Here is a 19,464-nt window from a genome sequence, read left to right as displayed (position 1 = left end):
CTGTGAACCGGTGCCGGCGCGGCCGTTGACAGCGCCGCCGACGCCTGGTTACATACACGGTAATACTCACAAATATGGCCAGTCCTACCAACATTACCAGGTAAGGGTCGATGACCAGTCAAGTAACCACCGCGCCGGCAGTCGGGCAGTACGAGTTAAGCCATCTGCGCTCGCTGGAGGCCGAGGCCATCCACATCATTCGGGAGGTGGCCGCGGAGTTCGAGAGGCCGGTGCTGCTGTTCTCCGGCGGCAAAGACTCGATCGTGATGCTGCATTTGGCGCTCAAGGCGTTTCACCCGGGCCGTCTGCCGTTCCCGGTGATGCACGTCGACACTGGCCACAACTTCGACGAGGTCATCGCCACCCGCGACGAGCTGGTCAAGCAGACCGGGGTGCGGCTGATCGTGGCCAAGGTGCAAGACGACATCGACGCCGGGCGGGTCGTGGAGACCATCCCGTCACGAAACCCGCTGCAGACCGTGACGCTGCTGCGCGCCATCCGCGAGAACCAGTTCGACGCCGCGTTTGGCGGCGCCCGCCGCGACGAGGAACGGGCCCGCGCCAAGGAACGGGTGTTCAGTTTCCGCGACGAATTCGGGCAGTGGGACCCCAAGGCACAACGGCCAGAGGTGTGGAACCTCTACAACGGGCGGCACCACAAGGGCGAGCACATCCGGGTCTTCCCGCTGTCGAACTGGACCGAGTTCGACGTCTGGTCCTACATCGGCGCCGAGAAGATCACGTTGCCGTCGATCTATTTCGCGCACCGCCGACGGGTGTTCGAACGCGACGGCATGCTGCTGGCGGTGCACCGGTACATGCAGCCGCGCACAGGAGAGAAGGTGTTCGAGGCCTCCGTGCGCTTCCGCACCGTCGGAGACGTCACGTGTACCGGTTGTGTGGAATCGACAGCGGCCACGGTGGCGGAGGTCATCGCCGAGACCGCGGTGGCGCGGTTGACGGAACGGGGAGCGACGCGCGCCGACGACCGGATCTCCGAAGCCGGCATGGAAGACCGCAAACGGCAGGGGTACTTCTGATGGCTTCTCCTACGACGCTGCTTCGCATCGCCACCGCGGGTTCCGTCGACGACGGCAAGTCCACCCTGATCGGGCGACTGCTCTATGACTCCAAGGCCATGATGGAAGACCAGTGGGCCTCGGTGCAGCGCACGTCCAAGGAACGCGGCCACGACTACACCGACCTGGCCTTGGTGACCGACGGACTGCGGGCAGAACGCGAACAAGGCATCACCATCGATGTGGCCTACCGCTACTTCTCTACGCCTAAGCGGAAATTCATCATCGCCGACACCCCGGGCCACATCCAGTACACCCGCAACATGGTCACCGGAGCCTCCACCGCCCAGTTGGCGGTGGTGCTGGTCGACGCCCGCCACGGGTTGCGCGAGCAGTCGCGCCGCCACACGTTCCTGGCGTCGCTGCTGGGCATCCGCCACATTGTGCTGGCCGTCAACAAGATGGACCTGATCGACTGGAGCCAAGAGAAATTCGAGACGATCCGCGACGAGTTCCACGCTTTTGCCGCCCGGCTTGACGTGCACGACGTGGTCACCATTCCGATGTCGGCCCTGCACGGCGACAACGTGGTCACCAAGTCGGGGCACACGCCGTGGTACGACGGTCCGGCGCTGCTGCCGTATCTGGAAGAGGTGTATATCGCCGGTGACCGTAACCTGGTCGACGTCCGGTTCCCGGTCCAGTACGTCATCCGGCCGCAGACTCGCGAACACCAAGACCACCGCAGCTACGCGGGCAGCATGGCCAGCGGAGTGATGCGACCGGGCGACGAAGTCGTGGTACTGCCGAGCGGCAAGACCACCCGGATCAGCGCGATCGACGGGCCCAATGGCCCGGTGGCCGAGGCGTTTCCGCCGATGGCGATCTCGTTAAGGCTTGCCGACGATCTGGACATCTCTCGTGGCGACATGATCGCTCGGCCCACCAACCAGCCTCGGGCCGTGCGAGAGTTCGACGCGACCGTGTGCTGGATGGCCGACGACTCTGCGCTGGAGCCCGGCCGCGAGTACCTCATCAAGCACACCACCCGCACCACACGCGCGAAGGTGATCGAGCTGGCCTACCGGCTCGACGTCAACACCCTGCACCGCGACAAGACCGCAAAGGCGTTGACGCTCAACGAACTTGGTCGCATCACGCTGCGTACCCCGGTGCCGCTGCTGCTCGACGAGTACACCCGCAACACCAGCACAGGGTCGTTTATCCTTATCGACCCCGTCACCAACGGCACCGTGGCCGCCGGCATGGTGTTGCGCGACGTGTCGGCCCGCACGCCAAGCCCGAACACCCTGCGGCACAAGTCATTGGTGACCGCCGACGACCGGCTCACTGGACGGGGGCGCACGGTGTGGTTCACGGGCCTGTCCGGTGCGGGCAAGTCCTCGGTGGCCATGCTGGTGGAGCGAAAGCTTCTTGAACAGGGCGTTGCCGCTTACGTTCTCGACGGCGACACCCTGCGCCACGGCCTGAACGCCGACCTCGGATTTTCCATGGCCGACCGCGCGGAAAACCTGCGCCGGCTCGCCCATGTGGCGGTGCTGCTGGCCGACTGCGGCCAAACCGTTTTGGTGCCGGCGATCAGCCCGTTAGAAGAGCACCGCGAGCTGGCTCGCCGGGTGCATGCTGAGGCCGGCATCGGCTTTTTCGAGGTCTTCTGCGACACCCCGCTGGAGGACTGCGAAAGGCGCGATCCCAAAGGCCTCTACGCCAAAGCCCGCGCGGGCGAGATCACGCATTTCACCGGCATCGACAGCCCCTACCAGCGGCCCAAGAATCCAGACCTGCGGCTCACCCCGGACCGCAGCCTCGACGAACTAGCCCAGCAAGTCGTCGACCTGATCGAGTCGCGGCGGTGAGCGATCACCAGCTGGCCGCCCGGTTGGCCACCCAGGCGGGAGAGCTGCTGTTGACGGTGCGCCAGGAGCTGGCCGACGCAGCTCCAGCCGAACGAAAAGCAACGGGGGACAAGCGGTCCCACGACTTCTTGATGGAGGCACTGGCACGCGAGCGGCCGGGGGATGCGGTGCTGTCCGAAGAAGGCGACGACGACGCGGTGCGATTACGAGCTGAGCGGGTATGGATCGTCGACCCGTTGGACGGCACACGGGAGTTTTCGGAGCTGGGCCGTGTGGACTGGGCAGTGCATGTGGCGCTCTGGGAATCCGGGCAACTGATCGCCGGCGCGGTTGCGCTGCCGGCGCAGGGCACGACGCTCGCCACACCGACGGTCACGGCGCCGCCGGCACACAGTGGCCGGCCGCGCATCGTGGTGTCACGCACCCGCCCGCCGGCAATCGCGCTGCAGGTGCAAGAACAACTCAATGGCACCCTCGTGGAGCTGGGCTCGGCGGGCGCGAAAGTCGCCGCGATCATCCTGGGACTGGCCGACGTCTACGTCCACGCCGGCGGGCAATACGAATGGGACTCGGCCGCACCTGTCGCCGTGGCCCGCGCCGCCGGCCTGCACACCTCACGCATCGACGGCTCGCCGCTGGTCTACAACCAGGCCGATCCACTGCTTCCGGACCTTCTGGTGTGCCGCCCCGAGCACGCCGACGCGGTGTTGGCCGTCACCGGCTAGCGCCACCGTGCCGGTGGCAGAATCACAGGGTGCGCATGTCGGCCAAGGCGGAATACGCCGTTCGGGCGATGATCCAGCTCGCCGCCGTCGACAGCGGCAAGCTGGTCAAGACCGACGACCTGGCCCACGCCCAGAGCATCCCGCCACAGTTTCTTGTCGACATCCTGTCCGACCTGCGCACCGATCGCCTGGTCCGAAGCCACCGGGGCCGCGACGGCGGCTATGAACTGGCCCGGCCCGGGACCGAGATCAGCATCGCCGATGTGCTGCGCTGTATCGATGGCCCGTTGGCCAGCGTGCGCGACATCGGGTTGGGGGACCTGCCGTACTCCGGGCCGACGGCCGCGCTGACCGACGTGTGGCGTGCGCTGCGCGCGAGCATGCGGGCAGTGCTGGAGGAAACGACTTTGGCCGACGTGGCCGCAGGCGCGCTGCCCAAGCACGTCAAACAGCTCGCCGACGACTACCGCGCTCAGGAGAGCAAGCGGCACGGTCCGCGCAGCGCCGGCTGATCAGCCGCCCGAGCCGTAGGGCCGGGTGAGGATCTCCAGGTGATGGCCGGACGGATCGCGGAAGTACACGCCGCGCCCGCCGTGGTTGTGGTTGATTTCCCCGACCCGTTCACCGCGTGGGTCGGCCCAGTGCTCCATGCCGCGCGAGGAGATCTTGCCGTAGATGGCGTCGAAGTCGTCGTCGGAAACAAGGAATGCGTAGTGCTGAGGGCGGATCTCCGCGCCGTCGGGCACGTCGGCGTAGTCGAGGGTGGCGCCGTGCTCGAGGGTGACGGCCATGAACCGGCCCACCGGGACTGGGTCCGGTAGCCCGAACAGCTCGGTGAGAAACTGTGCGGATTTCTTCTTGTCGCGGGCCGCGACGATGGTGTGGTTGAAGCTGATAGCCATGGCCCTTGCCAGTCAACCACTCCCTTTCCCTTCGCGCGAGTGTGCGCGTCTGTGCAGCGACACGCCGCGTAGCGCGTACAACTGCGCACGTTCGCGCGCAGGTTCCGCGCATTACTTGGGCGCGGTGAGCTCTAACGCGATGTTGTCGGGGTCCCGGAACTCGAGGATGTAGGACGGCCCGATGTCCTTGACCGGCTCGTGGTGGATGCCGAGCTGTTCGAGATGCTTAGCGGCTTCGTCCAATTCGGCTTTACTGCCCGTGCGGAACGCGATGTGGTCCAGCCCGACGCGGTCTTCGTCGAAGGTGTCGGTGGCGACCGGCCGCAGCCCGATCAGCGCGCCGCCCAAGTCGTAGATTACACCGCCGAACAGGAAGCTCAGCCGCCTGCGGGTGGCCGCGTCGGCGTTGTCGGGCACTTCCAGCAAAATCGGCCAACCAAAAACGCTTTCGTAGAACTGTCGCGAGCGCTCGATATCAGTGACGGTCAGCCGGACATGCGCGATGGAAGTGGTGGTGATGGCCACGTGAACATGCTGCCACGTCGGCGACCGCAGAGCCGCAGACTTGCCCATGCCACAATCCCGTCGTGCACATCGCAATGACCATGCCGGTGATGGAGCCGGACTTGGATGCCGCCGTGCTTCGGGACTGGGCGCACGCGATCGACGAGGGCCCGTTTTCCTCGCTGTGCTGGGGCGAGCGCATCGCCTTCGACAATCCCGAGACGCTGACACTGCTGGGGGCCCTGGCGGCCTGGACCGATCGGGTACGGCTGGTGACGACGGTGATCGTGCCCAGTTGCACGACCCGGTCATGCTCGCCAAGGCGGGCGACGCGTTTGTGGTGACACCCGCTTGCCGTTAAAGCCCCGACGACGGCAGGCACCGCCGGGGGTTTTGGCCCAACTCAAGAGGAGTTGAACCAATGGAAAACGTTACGCCTCTTACGGTCAACGCCCGCAGGTTCTAAGGTCCTCCTGGGAAATTGGCGGAGGGGTTGATCCTGACGCCGACCGAGGCGCGCAATTTTGCCCGCTTGCCGGTGTCCCTTCATCGCCACGGGCAGTGGGACCGATGCTCCAGGGAGGGGTCAACCTTTTCCGGGTCACCCAGGTAGATGTTGTGTCCGCAGGCAAGGCACCTAGCGTACGAGTTTCCGGCGTGCACGAAGCCGTTCTCGAGGAGCTGTGCTTTATCCGCTTCCTTAAGGGCCATTGCGGTCCCGCCTTTCAGTTAATGCATTCGGGGCACGGTACACGCAGCGCACTACTTAAGGTGACTGGCAAAAACCCGCCGCTAACTGTCCTTAGTTTGGGCGGCTACGAGTGGGGCGGCCCCCACGGCGGCCAGCCGGTTCCGAACCTGCCGGGGCGCACGCTCTCAAGCTGAACCGTTATGTAGGTGGGTAGTAGGTACCGGCGTTCCCGCATGACGGCCACCGTCATCTGCTCATCAGGTCGGGTGGCGTTTGGCCAGTTGATGACATAGCCCTGGTCGTCATAAAGTGCGCTGCCGTCAGGCCACCGCGTCATCTTTATGCGGGGCCACAATTCCTCGTTGGACCATCGTGGACCGCCGACCACACCTCCGGTCATGCCGCCCGTCCCATCATGCACCTTCCCGAGGATTGTTGCCGCGTGGCAGTGGAACAGGCCGGGGACGTCGCCAAACGGTACCGGCTCACCCTCATACACGTGGCGAGCCTCGACGCGGTAGTACGTGTGTTCTGTCAGCGTATACCGCCAACATGCCACGGCTAACTCGTGCGAATCAGCAATGCAGAGCGGGTCGTAGCTGTCCGATTGCGGGAAGATGTTGTCGCCCGGTGCCAGGTCAGGGTTTTCGGACGCGATGTACCCAATCATCCTGTCTCCCATCGTCCGTCGTGGTTCAGCCACGGTGCAGCGGCCCCTCCAATTGTGGCTGACAGCACCGACGAACTCGGTGACTTGCGCGCCGCCACCCGACCGCTACGCTTCGCCACCATGCGCGACCGCGACACCATCGGCGCCGAATTTCGGCTGCTCGCTGCCATTCATCGGGCATGCCGCGAGGAGTACGGGGTGCAGCCATCCATGCGGCTGGTGGACGCGCTGCTGGACGAGCGCCGCGAGTTGACCGAACCTGACGGCGCGATTATGGGGTGACCTGTCCGACCAGGTGGCTACACTCCGCGGCTATGGGCGTTTGGAAGGCATTTAGCGACGGCCTTCGGGAAGGCTTACAAAACAGCTCACGGGACGACTCGGGAAATTCGGAAGATCTAGCCGCATCGGCCAAACCAGGGCCGTCGAAATTACCACTGGAAAGACAAACCTCAGCGTTCGCGCCGGAAGAACCAGCGCAGAAGTCGGCACTCAATCCCCGCCAGAAGAACAACACAATTGTGCTGAGCGTGTTCGCTGTAATTGCCGTCATTCTGCTCATAGCGTTCGTGGTTCACATCTACAACAAGGAGAAGGTCGGCAGGAGCGAAAATCCGACGGCGCAAAAAGCCGCACTCGCACTGCTTCAAACAATCCCCGTCAGGGGGCTGGACCCGACGACTGGCTACTCTCGGTACCAGTTCGGGCCGCCGTGGACGGACGACGTTGACGTCGAAGGTGGGCACAACGGCTGCGACACCCGCAACGACATTCTGCGGCGCGATCTGTCGGACGTCGTCACCGTGAACAATTGCAAGGTTCTGTCGGGTGTGTTGCATGACCCGTATACCGGAAAAGACGTCCCATTCAATCGGGAAGAAGGGACTGACGTCCTAGTACAGGTCGACCACGTGGTGCCGCTGCTGGATGCCTGGGAAACAGGCGCTCAGCAGTGGGACCCACCAAAGCGAGTTCGGTTCGCCAATGACCCTCTAAACCTTCTCGCCGTCAGCGGCAAGGCCAACAGGAAGAAAAAGTCCAGCGATGTGTCGACGTGGTTGCCTAGCAATAAAGATTTCCGATGCGATTACGTAACGAGGGTGGTCGACGTCAAAGCGAAGTACGGACTCTGGATGACGCAGAGCGAGCATGACGCTGCATCGCGCGTTCTGACGAAGTGCTCGTCACAAACTCTCCCTTCGTCAGGAGTTCTGCCGTCGTCGGGAGTTCTGCCATCGTCGGGAGTTCTGCCATCGTCGGGAGTTCTGCCATCGTCGGGAGTTCTGCCGTCGGAGGGAACGCTTTTCCCATCGCCGTCAGGAAGCCTCGGCTACCGCAACTAGGCGCGGATGCTGTGCTGGACGACGGAGTGAGCTGACCCCTCCGCTGAACGGGGTTTACACCGTCAGGTCCACCACGGTCGCGCCGGGCGCATTGGTCTGTACGGACTTGATGCCGTTCTTCGCGCTGGCCTTCGACTTATAGCGGAGCTCACAGCGTCCTGCTGCAGATGGTCGATGACAGCGCGCGGTTTAGGAAGGCCCGCGCCTGCTTGAGCACAGTGGCGGTTGACCTTGTCGTCGTGTCAATCAGGATGGCGGGAATGCCCGCGAAGGGTGCCAGTATCGGCAGGCCGGAATTGACGCATTGATAAAACCTCAAGGTCTCTCGGTATTGATCCCGGATGAAGTCGAGGGTCTCGAATTTGTCGGCATGCTCGTCGCCCGCGATTCGGCTGAAGGCCACGTGCGGCTCGGCGATCAGATAGATGACCGCCGAGGGGCATTCAAGCTCGTATGGCCGCAGCAGCGCATTGGTGTCGTTGTAGTCGACACCTTGCACGGCGCCAAAGATAAAGTTGTCCATCCAACCCCGTTGCGACAGCAGGACCGGATGGACTTGCCGCCATTGCCGAACGAGCGAATTGGTCAACCGCGCGTCCACGGCAAACAGCAAGCGATCCGTATGCACGTCACCGAAGGCCGACCCGCCGCCGGACAGGCTCAGCGAGTCCCGCACGAACTGGTGGTAGGGCAAGCGGAAATGAAAGCCGCCGAGCTCCTCGGACAACGCTTGCAACAACGTCGTCTTGCCGGAGCCGTCGAGCCCGGTAATCGTGATCCAAGGTGCCGGCGCGCCGGTCATCGCCGGACCACTCCGTCCAGCATGAGCCCCATCGTCCTATACGGACCACGAGCAAACCTGAGATAGTGCAAATTGGCGCGAACCAAAGCCGCGCCGGGGCCACTGCCGCCGTGCACTAGAGCGAGGAAGCCGGACTGATGTGGGGAAAAAGCCCGGCCATGATTGTTCACACGCGATCGCCATTCAACGCCGAACCGCGCGGCTCGGCGTTAGCCCGCAACGAGGTCACGCCAGTGGATATCTTTTATTGCCGCAATCACGGCCCGGTCCCCGAGATACCGGTCCACGCATGGCGACTTGAGGTCGACGGACTGGTCACTTCGCCGCTCAGCTTGAGCCTGCCGGCGCTGCAAAGCAGGTTTGATATCCACACCGTGATCGCGACACTGCAATGTGCGGGCAATCGGCGGTCCGGCTTCAACGAGATTCGGGCGATAGTCGACGAAGACCTGTGGGGCTCCGGCGCGATCTCGACCGCCGAGTGGTCTGGGGTGCGGTTAGCCGACGTGCTGGCTGTGGCAGGAGCGGGCCGTGATGACGACGTGCACGTCGCGTTTACTGGTCCGGATGTGTCGCCGCTGGCCGTGCCGGCCCAGCAATTTGGTGGCTCCATCCCGCTGGCGAAAGCTATGTCGGGGGAAGTCCTGCTTGCGTGGGAGATGAACGGCCAAGCGTTGCCGCGGATCCACGGCGGCCCTGTGCGGGTAGTGGTGCCCGGATACATCGGGGCTCGCAGCGTCAAGTGGGTCAACGCCGTCACTGTGCAAAAAGGGCCGTCGCAGAACTACTTTCAGTCCGTCGCCTACCGAGTTCTGCCCGCAGACAGCGACCTGCACACCGCCGGGCCGTTGGCAGGCCGCTCGCTGTCCTCGGTGGCGTTGAATTGCGACATCCTGGTTCCGGCCGATGGAACTGAAGTCGCTGCGGGTCCGCTGGAGATCCGCGGCTATGCGTTGGCCGGCGAGGGGGCTGGCGTTGCCCGCGTGGAGGTATCGCTCGATCAGGGCAACAGCTGGCGCCAGGCCGAACTGGCGGCTGCGCGAAGTCCGTGGGCCTGGCGGCACTGGTCGCTCACGGTCGAGCCTGAACCGGGACCGCTCACCGTGACGGCGCGCGCCTGGGACACCACCGGAGCTACCCAACCCGAATCGGCCGAAGTCCTCTGGAATCCAAGGGGATACGCCAACAACTCATGGGCCAGAGTGCACGTCGCGGTGACGCACCCCGGTACAGCAGCGCTCAAGTAGTGACGACCAGCGTTTCGCGAGGCGACTGCTAGCTCGACACGCCGAGAAATTTCTCCTCCGCGCGGTTGGCGGTGACGTCTGGCACCGTTCTTGTGATGGCCGTTGTGACCGCTGCGGCCCGGGCTTATCCAGGCGGAACCGATGGAAACGTTCAGCTGCGAGCGCTGTGGGACGAGGCGTTTAAACAGACCGCGACCTGTATCCGGCTGAAAGTGCTGTCCGATGGGGTCGAAGAAGACAGCGATTTTCGCTGCGACGCTTGTGCTGGCGGCGTGTGGGGCATCCGCCGGGATCGCCGGCGCTGATCCGCATAACCCGGGGCCGCCGCCCGGGCCGGCTCCCACGACCCACAACGCTGGGCCGCCGCCCGGGCCCGCCCCGGCGACCCATAACGCTGGATCGCCGCCTGGGCCAGGCCCGAAGACGGACAACCCTGCACCGCCGCCTGCGCCTACCCCCAAGGCCGATAACCCTGCACCGCCGCCTGCACCTGGGCCCAAGACGGCCATTGACCACGACGGCACGTTTGCGGTGGGAACCGAGATCGCACCGGGGACGTACAGCACTGCGGGACCTGTCGGCAAAGGCGCGTGCTACTGGAAACGACTGGGTGGGGCGAACGGCAAGGACATCGTTGACAACGCCATGACCAAGAAGCCGCAGGTGGTGCAGATCGACCCGAGCGACAAGGCATTCAAGACGGACGGCTGCCAACCGTGGCAGAAGACTGACACGCCTGCTCCCGCCAGTCCCTCGCCGTCGGATGCACAAAAGCAGCTCCAGACTCTGATCGGCGGCCTGAACGGCGCTGTCGGTCAGTCCGGTGCCGGCCAAGCACCTGGGCACTGACGGATTGGAGCCGCGTTCGCCTGGCATCGCGACCGATGAGCGCATGGCAAGCATCGGAGCAGGTAACGGGGCGTTTCAGCTGGTGCCCCCGGCAGGATTCGAACCTGCGGCCTTCTGCTCCGGAGGCAGACGCTCTATCCCCTGAGCTACGGGGGCGCATACTCGGAATGCTGCGCCATCGGGCTCCGCCAGAGTAGCGCATCCCGGCAGCGGCCGGGCGCCGGGCGGATTCGGGTCGTGACCACCGAAGACCATAGGATGGACCTTCGTGACCCCCGCCGACCTGGCCGAGCTGCTCAGCACCACCGCCGCCGCGGTGCTGACCGAGCGTGGCCTCGACGCGTCTGCATTGCCAGCAACGGTCACCGTCGAGCGGCCCCGCAACCCCGAGCACGGCGATTACGCCAGCAACTTGGCGCTGCAACTGGGCAAAAAAGTCGGTGTCAATCCACGTGAGCTGGCCGGGTGGCTCACCGAGGCGCTGGCCCGGGCCGACGGGATCGCCTCGGCCGAGGTCGCCGGACCCGGCTTCATCAACATGCGCCTGGACGCGTCGGCGCAGGGCGTCATCATCAACAACGTCATCGACGCCGGCGAGCACTACGGGCACTCCGATGCCCTGGCGGGGCACAAGATCAACCTCGAATTCGTCTCGGCCAATCCAACCGGGCCGATCCACATCGGCGGCACCCGGTGGGCCGCGGTGGGCGACGCACTCGGCCGGCTGCTGTCATCGCAGGGCGCAAAAGTGGTGCGCGAGTACTACTTCAACGACCACGGCGCCCAGATCGACCGGTTCACCAGCTCGCTGATCGCCGCCGCCAAGGGCGAACCCACACCGCCCGACGGCTACGCGGGCGCCTACATCGCCGATATCGCCGCACAGGTTCTTGGGCAGGCGCCCGACGCTCTCAACCTGCCCGACGCCGAAATGCGGGAAACGTTCCGACGCATCGGAGTCGAGTTGATGTTCACCCACATCAAGCAGTCGCTGCACGACTTTCGCACCGACTTCGACGTCTACACCCACGAAGAGTCGATGCACACCAGCGGCCGGGTGAACCAGGCGATCGAACAGCTGCGCCAAAACGGCAACGTCTACGAAAAGGATGGCGCAACGTGGTTGCGCTCCAGCGCTTTCGGTGACGACAAGGACCGCGTCGTCATCAAAAGCGACGGCCAGCCGGCCTACATCGCCGGTGACCTCGCGTATTACTTGGACAAGCGGCAGCGCGGCTTCGACTTGTGCATTTACATGCTTGGCGCCGACCATCATGGCTACATCGCGCGACTCAAAGCCGCGGCCGCCGCATTCGGCGACGACCCGGCCACCGTCGAGGTGCTTATCGGCCAAATGGTCAACCTGGTCCGCGACGGCCAGCCGGTCCGGATGAGCAAGCGCGCCGGCAACGTGCTGACGCTCGACGACCTGGTCGAAGCCATCGGCGTCGACGCCGCACGCTACAGCTTGATCCGCTCGTCGGTCGACACCCCGATCGACATCGACCTGGCGCTGTGGTCGTCCGCCTCAAACGAGAATCCCGTCTATTACGTGCAATACGCGCATGCTCGGCTCTCGGCGCTGGCGCGCAACGCAGCTGAGCTGGGACTGATTCCCGACACAGGGCACCTTGACGTACTCATACACGACAAGGAAGGCACGCTGATCCGCAACCTGGGTGAGTTTCCTCGGGTGCTGAAAGCGGCTGCCTCCCTTCGTGAACCACACCGAGTCTGCCGGTACCTGGAAGATCTCGCCGGTGACTATCACCGGTTCTACGACTCGTGCCGGGTGTTGCCGCAAGGCGACGAGCAACCCAACCAGCTGCACACGGCGCGACTCGCACTGTGCCAGGCCACCCGCCAGGTGATCGCCAACGGGTTGGGCATCCTCGGAGTAACCGCGCCGGAGCGGATGTGAACGCCCATCCGTCTGGCCACGGGTACGCGGAAGACATCTACCTCAGCGGTAGTCCGCCGCGGCCGCAGACCCCCGAAAAGCTTTTGCGCTTGGCGCCGAATGTCTGGCCCCGCAATGCTGTTCGCGGAAACGATGGCGTGGTGGCGATCGCCGGCGTTTCCGTGAGCGAGCTCGCTCACGAGTACGGCACGCCGCTGTTCGTCATCGACGAAGACGACTTCCGCTCGCGCTGCCGCGACATCGTGGCGGCCTTCGGCGGCGGTCACAACGTGCACTATGCGGCCAAAGCGTTTCTCTGCAGCGAGATCGCGCGGTGGATCAACGAGGAAGGGCTCTCTCTCGACGTGTGCACCGGCGGCGAGTTCGCCGTCGCGTTGCACGCGCAATTTCCCGCTGAGCGGATCACCTTTCACGGCAACAACAAATCGGTCGCCGAGTTGACCGCGGTTGTCAAAGCCGGAGTCGGTCATGTCGTGCTGGACTCGATGACAGAGATCGAACGGCTCGACGCGATCGCCGCCGAGGCCGGCGTCGTCCAAGCTGTCCTGGTCCGGCTCACCGTCGGCGTCGAAGCGCACACCCACGAATTCATCTCGACCGCACACGAAGACCAGAAATTCGGATTGTCGGTGTCCAGCGGCGCCGCCATGTCCGCGATCGGACGGGTGTTGGCTACCCAAAACCTCCGGCTGGTCGGCCTACACAGCCACATCGGCTCGCAAATCTTGGACGTCGCCGGGTTCGAGCTCGCGGCGCAGCGCGTCATCGGCCTGCTGCACGAGGTCGTCACCGAGTTCGGTGCTGACAAAACGGCGGACATCGTCACCGTCGACCTCGGCGGCGGTATGGGCATCTCGTATCTGGCAGAAGATGATCCGCTACCGATGCGGGATTTCGCGACCAAGCTCGACACCATTGTGCGCAACGAGTCGGCGGCAGTCGGTCTTCCTCCGCCGAGACTGGTGGTGGAGCCGGGCCGGGCGATCGCCGGGCCCGGAACCATCACGCTCTATGAAGTGGGCACCGTTAAGGACGTCGACGTGAGCGCCACGGCGCAGCGCCGCTACGTCAGCGTCGACGGCGGCATGAGCGACAATATCCGCACCGCGCTCTACGGTGCGCAGTATGACGTTCGGCTGGTCTCCAGACGCAGCGACGCCCCGGCGGTAGCCGCCCGGGTCGTGGGAAAGCATTGCGAGAGCGGGGACGTCGTCGTCCGGGACGCCTGGGTACCGGCAGACCTACAGCCGGGCGACCTGGTGGGATTGGCTGCCACCGGCGCCTACTGCTATGCGCTGTCGAGTCGCTACAACATGGTGGGTCGGCCGGCGGTGGTGGCGGTCCGCGACGGAAAAAGCCGGCTGATCCTGCGGCGGGAGACAATAGACGATCTACTGAGCTTGGAAGTGAGGTGAGCGGTGTTCGGTGAGGAAAAATCCGTCGGCGTAGCCGTGCTCGGCTTGGGCAACGTCGGCAGCGAAGTTGTCCGCATCATCGAAGACAGCGCCGAAGACCTCGCGGCCCGAATCGGCGCGCCGTTAGCGCTGCGCGGCGTCGGTGTCCGGCGGGTCGTCGCCGACCGCGGTGTGCCCGTCGAATTGCTCACCGATAACATCGAAGAACTGGTGTCCCGCGACGACGTCGACATCGTCATCGAAGTCATGGGCCCGGTAGAACCGGCCCGCAAGGCGATCCTGTCGGCACTGGAGAACGGCAAGTCCGTCGTCACCGCGAACAAAGCCTTGCTGTCGGTCTCCACCGGAGAATTGGCACAAGCCGCCGAAAGCGCCCATGTCGACCTGTATTTCGAAGCCGCGGTCGCCGGTGCTATTCCCGTTATCCGTCCACTGACCCAGTCGCTGGCCGGCGACACGGTGCTACGGGTGGCCGGCATCGTCAACGGCACAACGAACTACATCCTTTCCCAAATGGCCAGCACCGGCGTCGATTACGAGACAGCACTGGCCGATGCGAGCGCGCTTGGCTACGCCGAGGCCGATCCTACCGCCGACGTCGAGGGCTACGACGCCGCAGCCAAGGCGGCGATCCTGGCGTCAATTGCCTTTCACACCCGGGTGACCGCCGACGACGTCTACCGGGAAGGCATCACGAAGATCACCCCGGCGGACTTCGCGTCGGCAAAGGCTCTCGGCTGCACGATCAAACTGCTGTCGATCTGCGAGCGCGTCACCGACGACGAGGGACAGCAACGGGTTTCGGCCCGTGTCTATCCGGCGCTGGTGCCGTTGAAGCATCCACTTGCGGCAGTGAACGGCGCCTTCAACGCCGTGGTGGTGGAGGCGAAGGCGGCGGGGCGGCTGATGTTCTACGGCCAGGGTGCCGGCGGGGCGCCGACGGCGTCAGCGGTGACCGGTGATTTGGTGATGGCCGCCCGCAACCGGGTGATGCGTAGCCGCGGGCCGCGGGAGTCCCGGTACGCGAAGCTGCCGGTTCTGCCGATTGGGATGGTCTCGACCCGCTACTACGTCAACATGTATGTCGCCGACGAGCCGGGGGTCTTGTCCTTGCTCGCAGCGGAGTTCGCGAAGCGCGATGTGAGCATCGCTGAGATGCGCCAGGAAGGCGTGGCCGACGAGGGGGGCCAACGGGTGGCAGCTCGCATTGTCGTGATCACCCACCGGGCCACCGACGCCGCGCTCTCGGAAACAGTTGCCGCGCTTGAAGGCCTGGATGCGGTTCACCGTGTGGCGAGCGTGCTGCGACTGGAAGGAAACAGCGAATGACCGCAACGCGGGCGGCGACCCGCCAACCATGGCCGGGTGTTATCGCCGCCTACCGCGACCGGCTGCCGGTCGGCGATGATTGGACTCCGGTGACGCTGCTCGAGGGCGGCACCCCGCTCATCTACGCCGACAAACTCTCGGAGCAGACCGGTTGCACGGTGCATCTCAAGGTCGAAGGGCTCAATCCCACCGGCTCCTTCAAAGACCGCGGCATGACCATGGCCGTCACCGACGCAGTGGCTCGTGGCCAGCAGGCGGTGCTGTGCGCGTCGACGGGCAACACCTCGGCCTCAGCAGCGGCGTACGCCGCTCGTGCCCGCATTACCTGCGCTGTGCTGGTGCCGCAGGGCAAGATCGCGATGGGCAAGCTGGCCCAGGCTGTTATACACGGCGCCAAAATCATTCAGATCGACGGGAACTTCGACGACTGCCTGGAACTGGCACGCAAGATGGCAACCGACTTTCCGACGATCTCGTTGGTGAACTCCGTCAACCCGCTGCGTATCCACGGCCAGAAAACCGCGGCGTTCGAAATCGTCGATGCCCTCGGCGCCGCACCGGATGTGCATGCCCTGCCAGTGGGAAACGCCGGCAACATCACCGCCTATTGGAAGGGTTACACGGAATACCACGCCGACGGCGTCATCGACAGACTCCCGCGCATGCTGGGTACCCAAGCGGCGGGCGCGGCACCGCTGGTAACCGGCGCACCGGTGCGTAACCCCGAGACGATCGCCACCGCGATACGGATTGGCTCACCGGCGTCGTGGTCATCAGCCGTCGAGGCGCAGCAACAGTCCAACGGACGCTTCCTGGCCGCCACCGACGAGGAAATCCTCGCGGCGTATCACCTGGTGGCCGCCAGCGAAGGCGTCTTTGTCGAGCCCGCGTCCGCGGCCAGCATCGCCGGCCTGCTTAAGGCTATCCAGGACGGCTGGGTGGCGGCCGGATCGACCGTGGTGTGCACCGTGACCGGCAACGGCCTCAAGGACCCCGACACCGCGCTGAAAGACGTGCCCAACGTCTCTCCGGTGCCCGTCGACCCCGTTGTCGTCGTCGAAAAGCTGGGACTGGGCTCGTGACGATCGCGAGCATGGCGGAGCCGGGCGCAGCGCGTTGCCACTTAAGGTCCGGCAAGGGCTGGCAGTGACTCAAATGCTGCCCGCCGGGCTCATGGCCAGCGCCGTCGTCGCGGCATCGAGCGCCAACCTGGGTCCAGGTTTCGACAGTCTCGGGCTGGCCCTAGGACTGTATGACGAGATCGTCGTCGAGACAATCGGTTCCGGCTTGATCGTGGAAGTGGAAGGCGAAGGCGCTGGCCAGCTTCCGCTGGACCCTGGTCACTTGGTGGTTAGGGCCATCCAATGTGGGCTTCACGCTGCAGGCTTGAGCGTTTCGGGCTTAACGGTGCGCTGCCGCAACGCCATCCCGCACTCTCGCGGGCTTGGCTCGTCGGCCGCAGCGGCGGTCGGTGGCTTGGCTGTAGTCAACGGCCTTGCCGCGCAAGTAGATTCGCCGTTGCTCACCGAAACCCAGCTCATCCAACTGGCTTCGGAATTCGAGGGTCACTCCGACAATGCCGCGGCAGCGGTAATGGGGGGTGCGGTGGCCTCATGGATCGACCACAGCTGTGATCCGCCCTGCTACGCCGCCGTGCCGCTGCGCCTGCATCCCGATATCCACCTGTTTCCAGCGATCCCCGAAGAGCGCTCGTCGACTGCCGAGGCCCGGGTCATGCTGCCCAAGCAGGTCAGCCACTACGACGCCCGTTTCAACGTCAGCCGCGCCGCGTTACTGGTGGTGGCACTCACCGAACGGCCAGACCTGTTGATGCCAGCCACCGAAGATGTGCTGCATCAGCCGCAACGAGCAGCGGCGATGCCGGCCTCGGCGGAATACCTCAACCTGCTGCGGCGTTACGGAATCGCGGCTGTGCTTTCCGGTGCTGGGCCAGCCCTGATCGCATTGACCACAGAACCGGAGTTGCCCTTGGAGGCGCTGGAGTATGGCGCCGCAAACGGGTTTACCGTTAGCGAGATGGCTGCTGGTGACGGAGTTCGCTGGAGTTCTGGAGTCGCCGTCCCCGGTTGATCCACACCGTCGGAGGAGGGGTTTCTTGCTTCCGGCCCCGAACCGGGCTATCCTCGGAGCCGTCCAGCAATCGCAGCATCTGCATCTGCATCGATACTGTCTTGCCACTAGGACAACCACCAAATTCTTCTCGTGGACGATGGTTCGCCATCTACGCCGCCAATCCAGGCGATCACCGTTGCCGAGTTGATGGTTGGACGCACTCGGTATTTGGCTGAGTGCAACGAACCCCTCGCTTGACGCAATCGGCGGGGGAAGAAAGGAAATCCGTGACTGATACGGACCTCATCACGGCGGGCGACAGCACCAATGACGACAAGCTGTCAAATTCCGTGAGCTCAGGTACTTCTGCGCCCTCCGCTGCAGGCGCCGCGGCGGTAGACATCGACTTGCCAGACGGCTCGCTGTCCACGATGGTGCTGCCCGAGTTGCGCGCGCTGGCCAATCGAGCCGGCGTCAAGGGAACGTCGAGCATGCGCAAAAACGAATTGATCGCCGCGATTCGAGAAATTCACGGCCAGGCAAACGGCAGGCCATCCAACGGCGGCCAAGCCGCCGAGAGTGCCGATAACAGTACGACCGACGCGGGCAGCGAAGCGCCGCGTGAGTCGAACGCTGCCGAGACGTCGCGTCGAGAGCGACGCACCGCCGCGCGAGAGGCCGGATCACCTACTGCCACTGTGACCGACACGCAAAGCGGTAAGGCACAGGCGCAGGCCGACACCGGCCAACAGGACACGAAACCGGAGCAGACCGAGAAACCCGGCGAAGAAACCGATCAGCAGGGCCCGGACGGGCAACAAAGCCGCAGCGACGACGACGGGGAGGGTCGGCAAGGCCGCCGCGGACGCCGGTTCCGCGACCGCAGGCGTCGCGGCGAGCGCGCAGGTGACGGTGCCGAAGCCGAACTGCGCGAAGACGACGTCGTCCAACCCGTGGCCGGCATCCTTGACGTTCTCGACAATTACGCGTTCGTACGGACATCCGGTTACCTGGCCGGGCCTCACGACGTCTACGTGTCGATGAACATGGTGCGCAAAAACGGCTTGCGCCGTGGCGACGCCGTCACCGGTGCCGTCCGAGTGCCCCGCGAGGGCGAGCAGCCCAACCAGCGGCAGAAGTTCAATCCACTGGTACGCCTGGACAGCGTCAACGGCGGCCCGGTCGAGGACGCCAAGAAGCGCCCCGACTTCGGCAAACTGACGCCGCTGTACCCCAATCAGCGGCTGCGCCTGGAAACCAGCACAGAGAAGCTGACCACCCGGGTCATCGACCTGATCATGCCGATCGGTAAGGGCCAGCGTGCGCTGATCGTGTCGCCGCCTAAGGCCGGTAAGACGACCATCCTCAAGGACATCGCCAACGCGATCGCCAAGAACAATCCCGAGTGCCACCTGATGGTCGTTCTGGTCGACGAACGACCGGAAGAGGTCACCGATATGCAGCGTTCGGTCAAGGGCGAGGTGATTGCCTCGACCTTCGATCGCCCGCCGTCAGACCACACCACGGTCGCTGAACTGGCGATCGAGCGGGCGAAGCGGCTCGTCGAGCAAGGCCAGGACGTCGTGGTGTTGCTTGACTCGATCACCCGGCTCGGACGTGCCTACAACAATGCCTCCCCGGCGTCGGGCCGCATCCTGTCCGGCGGTGTCGACTCCACGGCGCTATACCCGCCGAAGCGGTTCCTCGGTGCCGCCCGGAACATCGAGGAAGGCGGCTCGCTGACGGTGATCGCGACCGCGATGGTCGAGACCGGGTCACAGGGCGACACCGTGATCTTCGAGGAGTTCAAGGGCACCGGCAACGCCGAGCTCAAGCTTGACCGCAAGATCGCTGAACGGCGAGTTTTCCCCGCCGTCGACGTGAATCCGTCCGGCACCCGCAAAGACGAGCTGTTGCTGTCGCCCGACGAGTTCGCCATCGTGCACAAGCTGCGCCGATTGCTCTCGGGTCTGGACTCGCATCAGGCTATCGACTTGCTGATGTCTCAGCTGCGCAAGACCAAGACCAACTACGAGTTCCTGGTGCAGGTCTCCAAGACAACGCCGGGCATGGACACCGACTAAGAGCCGCGACGCC

18 protein-coding genes, 1 tRNA gene and 3 pseudogenes are annotated in these 19,464 nt (G+C 64.8%); 16 read left to right on the top strand and 6 right to left on the bottom strand.

Annotated elements, in window-relative coordinates:
* The first annotated feature begins 110 nt into the window (after positions 1-110).
* From cysD to G6N15_RS02040, 4 genes are read left to right on the top strand one after another with little or no spacing between them, the layout of a single operon-like run.
* Complete coding sequence (gene cysD, locus G6N15_RS02055; protein WP_083085062.1) at positions 111-1,040, top strand: sulfate adenylyltransferase subunit CysD; 930 nt, start codon at positions 111-113, stop codon at positions 1,038-1,040.
* A complete protein-coding gene (gene cysC, locus G6N15_RS02050; protein ID WP_083085065.1) occupies positions 1,040-2,896 on the top strand; it encodes an adenylyl-sulfate kinase in 1,857 nt (618 codons plus the stop codon). The genes cysD and cysC overlap by 1 nt, the downstream gene beginning before the upstream one ends.
* Complete coding sequence (locus tag G6N15_RS02045) at positions 2,893-3,621, top strand: 3'(2'),5'-bisphosphate nucleotidase CysQ (RefSeq protein ID WP_083085068.1); 729 nt, start codon at positions 2,893-2,895, stop codon at positions 3,619-3,621. The genes cysC and G6N15_RS02045 overlap by 4 nt, the downstream gene beginning before the upstream one ends.
* A 29-nt stretch (positions 3,622-3,650) precedes the next feature.
* Positions 3,651-4,133 carry an Rrf2 family transcriptional regulator gene (locus G6N15_RS02040; protein ID WP_083085070.1) on the top strand — a complete coding sequence of 161 codons (483 nt, stop codon included), beginning with the start codon at positions 3,651-3,653 and terminating at the stop codon, positions 4,131-4,133.
* Here G6N15_RS02040 and G6N15_RS02035 read toward each other — a convergent pair whose 3' ends face one another.
* Positions 4,134-4,523, bottom strand: a complete 390-nt coding sequence (locus tag G6N15_RS02035) for a VOC family protein (protein WP_083085072.1) — start codon at positions 4,521-4,523, stop codon at positions 4,134-4,136.
* Positions 4,524-4,634: 111 nt separating this feature from the next.
* A complete protein-coding gene (locus G6N15_RS02030; RefSeq protein WP_139797689.1) occupies positions 4,635-5,048 on the bottom strand; it encodes a VOC family protein in 414 nt (137 codons plus the stop codon).
* 62 nt (positions 5,049-5,110) lie between these two features.
* Here G6N15_RS02030 and G6N15_RS02025 point away from each other — a divergent pair.
* Positions 5,111-5,352, top strand: a pseudogene (locus tag G6N15_RS02025) (LLM class flavin-dependent oxidoreductase); the annotation flags it as partial.
* A 490-nt stretch (positions 5,353-5,842) separates the two neighbouring features.
* On the opposite strand, the gene G6N15_RS02020 reads toward G6N15_RS02025, so the two are convergent.
* Positions 5,843-6,388, bottom strand: coding sequence for a hypothetical protein (locus tag G6N15_RS02020; RefSeq protein ID WP_083085074.1), 546 nt, complete (start codon positions 6,386-6,388; stop codon positions 5,843-5,845).
* Between the two features lie 54 nt (positions 6,389-6,442).
* Here G6N15_RS02020 and G6N15_RS02015 point away from each other — a divergent pair, with 54 nt between their 5' ends.
* Together G6N15_RS02015 and G6N15_RS02010 are read left to right on the top strand one after the other, a co-directional pair.
* Complete coding sequence (locus tag G6N15_RS02015; RefSeq protein ID WP_083085076.1) at positions 6,443-6,670, top strand: hypothetical protein; 228 nt, start codon at positions 6,443-6,445, stop codon at positions 6,668-6,670.
* Positions 6,671-6,702: 32 nt separating this feature from the next.
* Positions 6,703-7,731 (top strand): HNH endonuclease family protein, encoded by a 1,029-nt coding sequence (locus G6N15_RS02010; protein WP_083085078.1) that lies wholly within the window; start codon positions 6,703-6,705, stop codon positions 7,729-7,731.
* Between the two features lie 54 nt (positions 7,732-7,785).
* On the opposite strand, the pseudogene G6N15_RS23720 reads toward G6N15_RS02010, so the two are convergent.
* A pseudogene (locus tag G6N15_RS23720) lies at positions 7,786-7,863 on the bottom strand (DUF1508 domain-containing protein); the annotation flags it as partial.
* A 16-nt stretch (positions 7,864-7,879) separates the two neighbouring features.
* A complete protein-coding gene (locus tag G6N15_RS02000; RefSeq protein WP_083085081.1) occupies positions 7,880-8,533 on the bottom strand; it encodes an AAA family ATPase in 654 nt (217 codons plus the stop codon).
* Between the two features lie 137 nt (positions 8,534-8,670).
* On the opposite strand from G6N15_RS02000, the gene G6N15_RS01995 reads away from it, so the two are divergent.
* From G6N15_RS01995 to G6N15_RS23715, 3 genes and pseudogenes are all read left to right on the top strand, one after another.
* Positions 8,671-9,780 (top strand): sulfite oxidase, encoded by a 1,110-nt coding sequence (locus tag G6N15_RS01995; protein WP_083085084.1) that lies wholly within the window; start codon positions 8,671-8,673, stop codon positions 9,778-9,780.
* 95 nt (positions 9,781-9,875) lie between these two features.
* Complete coding sequence (locus G6N15_RS01990; RefSeq protein WP_083085086.1) at positions 9,876-10,085, top strand: hypothetical protein; 210 nt, start codon at positions 9,876-9,878, stop codon at positions 10,083-10,085.
* 172 nt (positions 10,086-10,257) lie between these two features.
* Positions 10,258-10,629 (top strand): annotated as a pseudogene (locus tag G6N15_RS23715) (hypothetical protein); the annotation flags it as partial.
* 80 nt (positions 10,630-10,709) lie between these two features.
* On the opposite strand, the gene G6N15_RS01980 reads toward G6N15_RS23715, so the two are convergent.
* Positions 10,710-10,785, bottom strand: a tRNA-Arg gene (locus tag G6N15_RS01980).
* A gap of 112 nt (positions 10,786-10,897) precedes the next feature.
* Between G6N15_RS01980 and argS the strand changes: the two genes are divergently transcribed.
* The 6 genes from argS (at position 10,898) to rho (ending at position 19,451) form a co-directional block, all read left to right on the top strand.
* Positions 10,898-12,550: an arginine--tRNA ligase gene (argS, locus tag G6N15_RS01975; RefSeq protein ID WP_083085089.1), complete on the top strand. Its 1,653-nt coding sequence runs from the start codon at positions 10,898-10,900 to the stop codon at positions 12,548-12,550.
* Positions 12,551-12,585: 35 nt separating this feature from the next.
* Positions 12,586-13,965, top strand: coding sequence for a diaminopimelate decarboxylase (gene lysA / locus G6N15_RS01970; RefSeq protein WP_232070397.1), 1,380 nt, complete (start codon positions 12,586-12,588; stop codon positions 13,963-13,965).
* A 3-nt stretch (positions 13,966-13,968) separates the two neighbouring features.
* Positions 13,969-15,294, top strand: coding sequence for a homoserine dehydrogenase (locus tag G6N15_RS01965; protein WP_083085094.1), 1,326 nt, complete (start codon positions 13,969-13,971; stop codon positions 15,292-15,294).
* Positions 15,291-16,376 (top strand): threonine synthase, encoded by a 1,086-nt coding sequence (gene thrC, locus G6N15_RS01960; RefSeq protein ID WP_083085096.1) that lies wholly within the window; start codon positions 15,291-15,293, stop codon positions 16,374-16,376. The genes G6N15_RS01965 and thrC overlap by 4 nt, the downstream gene beginning before the upstream one ends.
* A 73-nt stretch (positions 16,377-16,449) precedes the next feature.
* Positions 16,450-17,385, top strand: coding sequence for a homoserine kinase (gene thrB / locus G6N15_RS01955; RefSeq protein WP_083085098.1), 936 nt, complete (start codon positions 16,450-16,452; stop codon positions 17,383-17,385).
* A 332-nt stretch (positions 17,386-17,717) separates the two neighbouring features.
* The gene (rho, locus tag G6N15_RS01950; RefSeq protein ID WP_372506465.1) at positions 17,718-19,451 is read left to right on the top strand and encodes a transcription termination factor Rho; all 1,734 of its coding nucleotides are present in this window, start codon (positions 17,718-17,720) and stop codon (positions 19,449-19,451) included.
* The last annotated feature ends 13 nt before the right edge of the window (positions 19,452-19,464 follow it).

The sequence above is a fragment of the Mycobacterium noviomagense genome (assembly GCF_010731635.1).
GTDB classification, from domain to species: Bacteria; Actinomycetota; Actinomycetes; order Mycobacteriales; family Mycobacteriaceae; genus Mycobacterium; species Mycobacterium noviomagense.
This window is presented reverse-complemented; position numbering and strand designations above follow the sequence as displayed.

What these genes read in the sequence shown, in the direction of transcription:
- cysD (WP_083085062.1), top strand. Translation starts at nt 111, where the DNA reads ATGACCAGTCAAGTAACCACCGCGCCGGCAGTCGGGCAGTACGAGTTA.
- cysC (WP_083085065.1), top strand. Translation starts at nt 1,040, where the DNA reads ATGGCTTCTCCTACGACGCTGCTTCGCATCGCCACCGCGGGTTCCGTC.
- G6N15_RS02035 (WP_083085072.1), bottom strand. Translation starts at nt 4,523, where the DNA reads ATGGCTATCAGCTTCAACCACACCATCGTCGCGGCCCGCGACAAGAAG.
- G6N15_RS02020 (WP_083085074.1), bottom strand. Translation starts at nt 6,388, where the DNA reads ATGATTGGGTACATCGCGTCCGAAAACCCTGACCTGGCACCGGGCGAC.
- G6N15_RS02010 (WP_083085078.1), top strand. Translation starts at nt 6,703, where the DNA reads ATGGGCGTTTGGAAGGCATTTAGCGACGGCCTTCGGGAAGGCTTACAA.
- G6N15_RS02000 (WP_083085081.1), bottom strand. Translation starts at nt 8,533, where the DNA reads ATGACCGGCGCGCCGGCACCTTGGATCACGATTACCGGGCTCGACGGC.
- G6N15_RS01995 (WP_083085084.1), top strand. Translation starts at nt 8,671, where the DNA reads ATGTGGGGAAAAAGCCCGGCCATGATTGTTCACACGCGATCGCCATTC.
- G6N15_RS01990 (WP_083085086.1), top strand. Translation starts at nt 9,876, where the DNA reads ATGGCCGTTGTGACCGCTGCGGCCCGGGCTTATCCAGGCGGAACCGAT.
- thrC (WP_083085096.1), top strand. Translation starts at nt 15,291, where the DNA reads ATGACCGCAACGCGGGCGGCGACCCGCCAACCATGGCCGGGTGTTATC.
- thrB (WP_083085098.1), top strand. Translation starts at nt 16,450, where the DNA reads ATGCTGCCCGCCGGGCTCATGGCCAGCGCCGTCGTCGCGGCATCGAGC.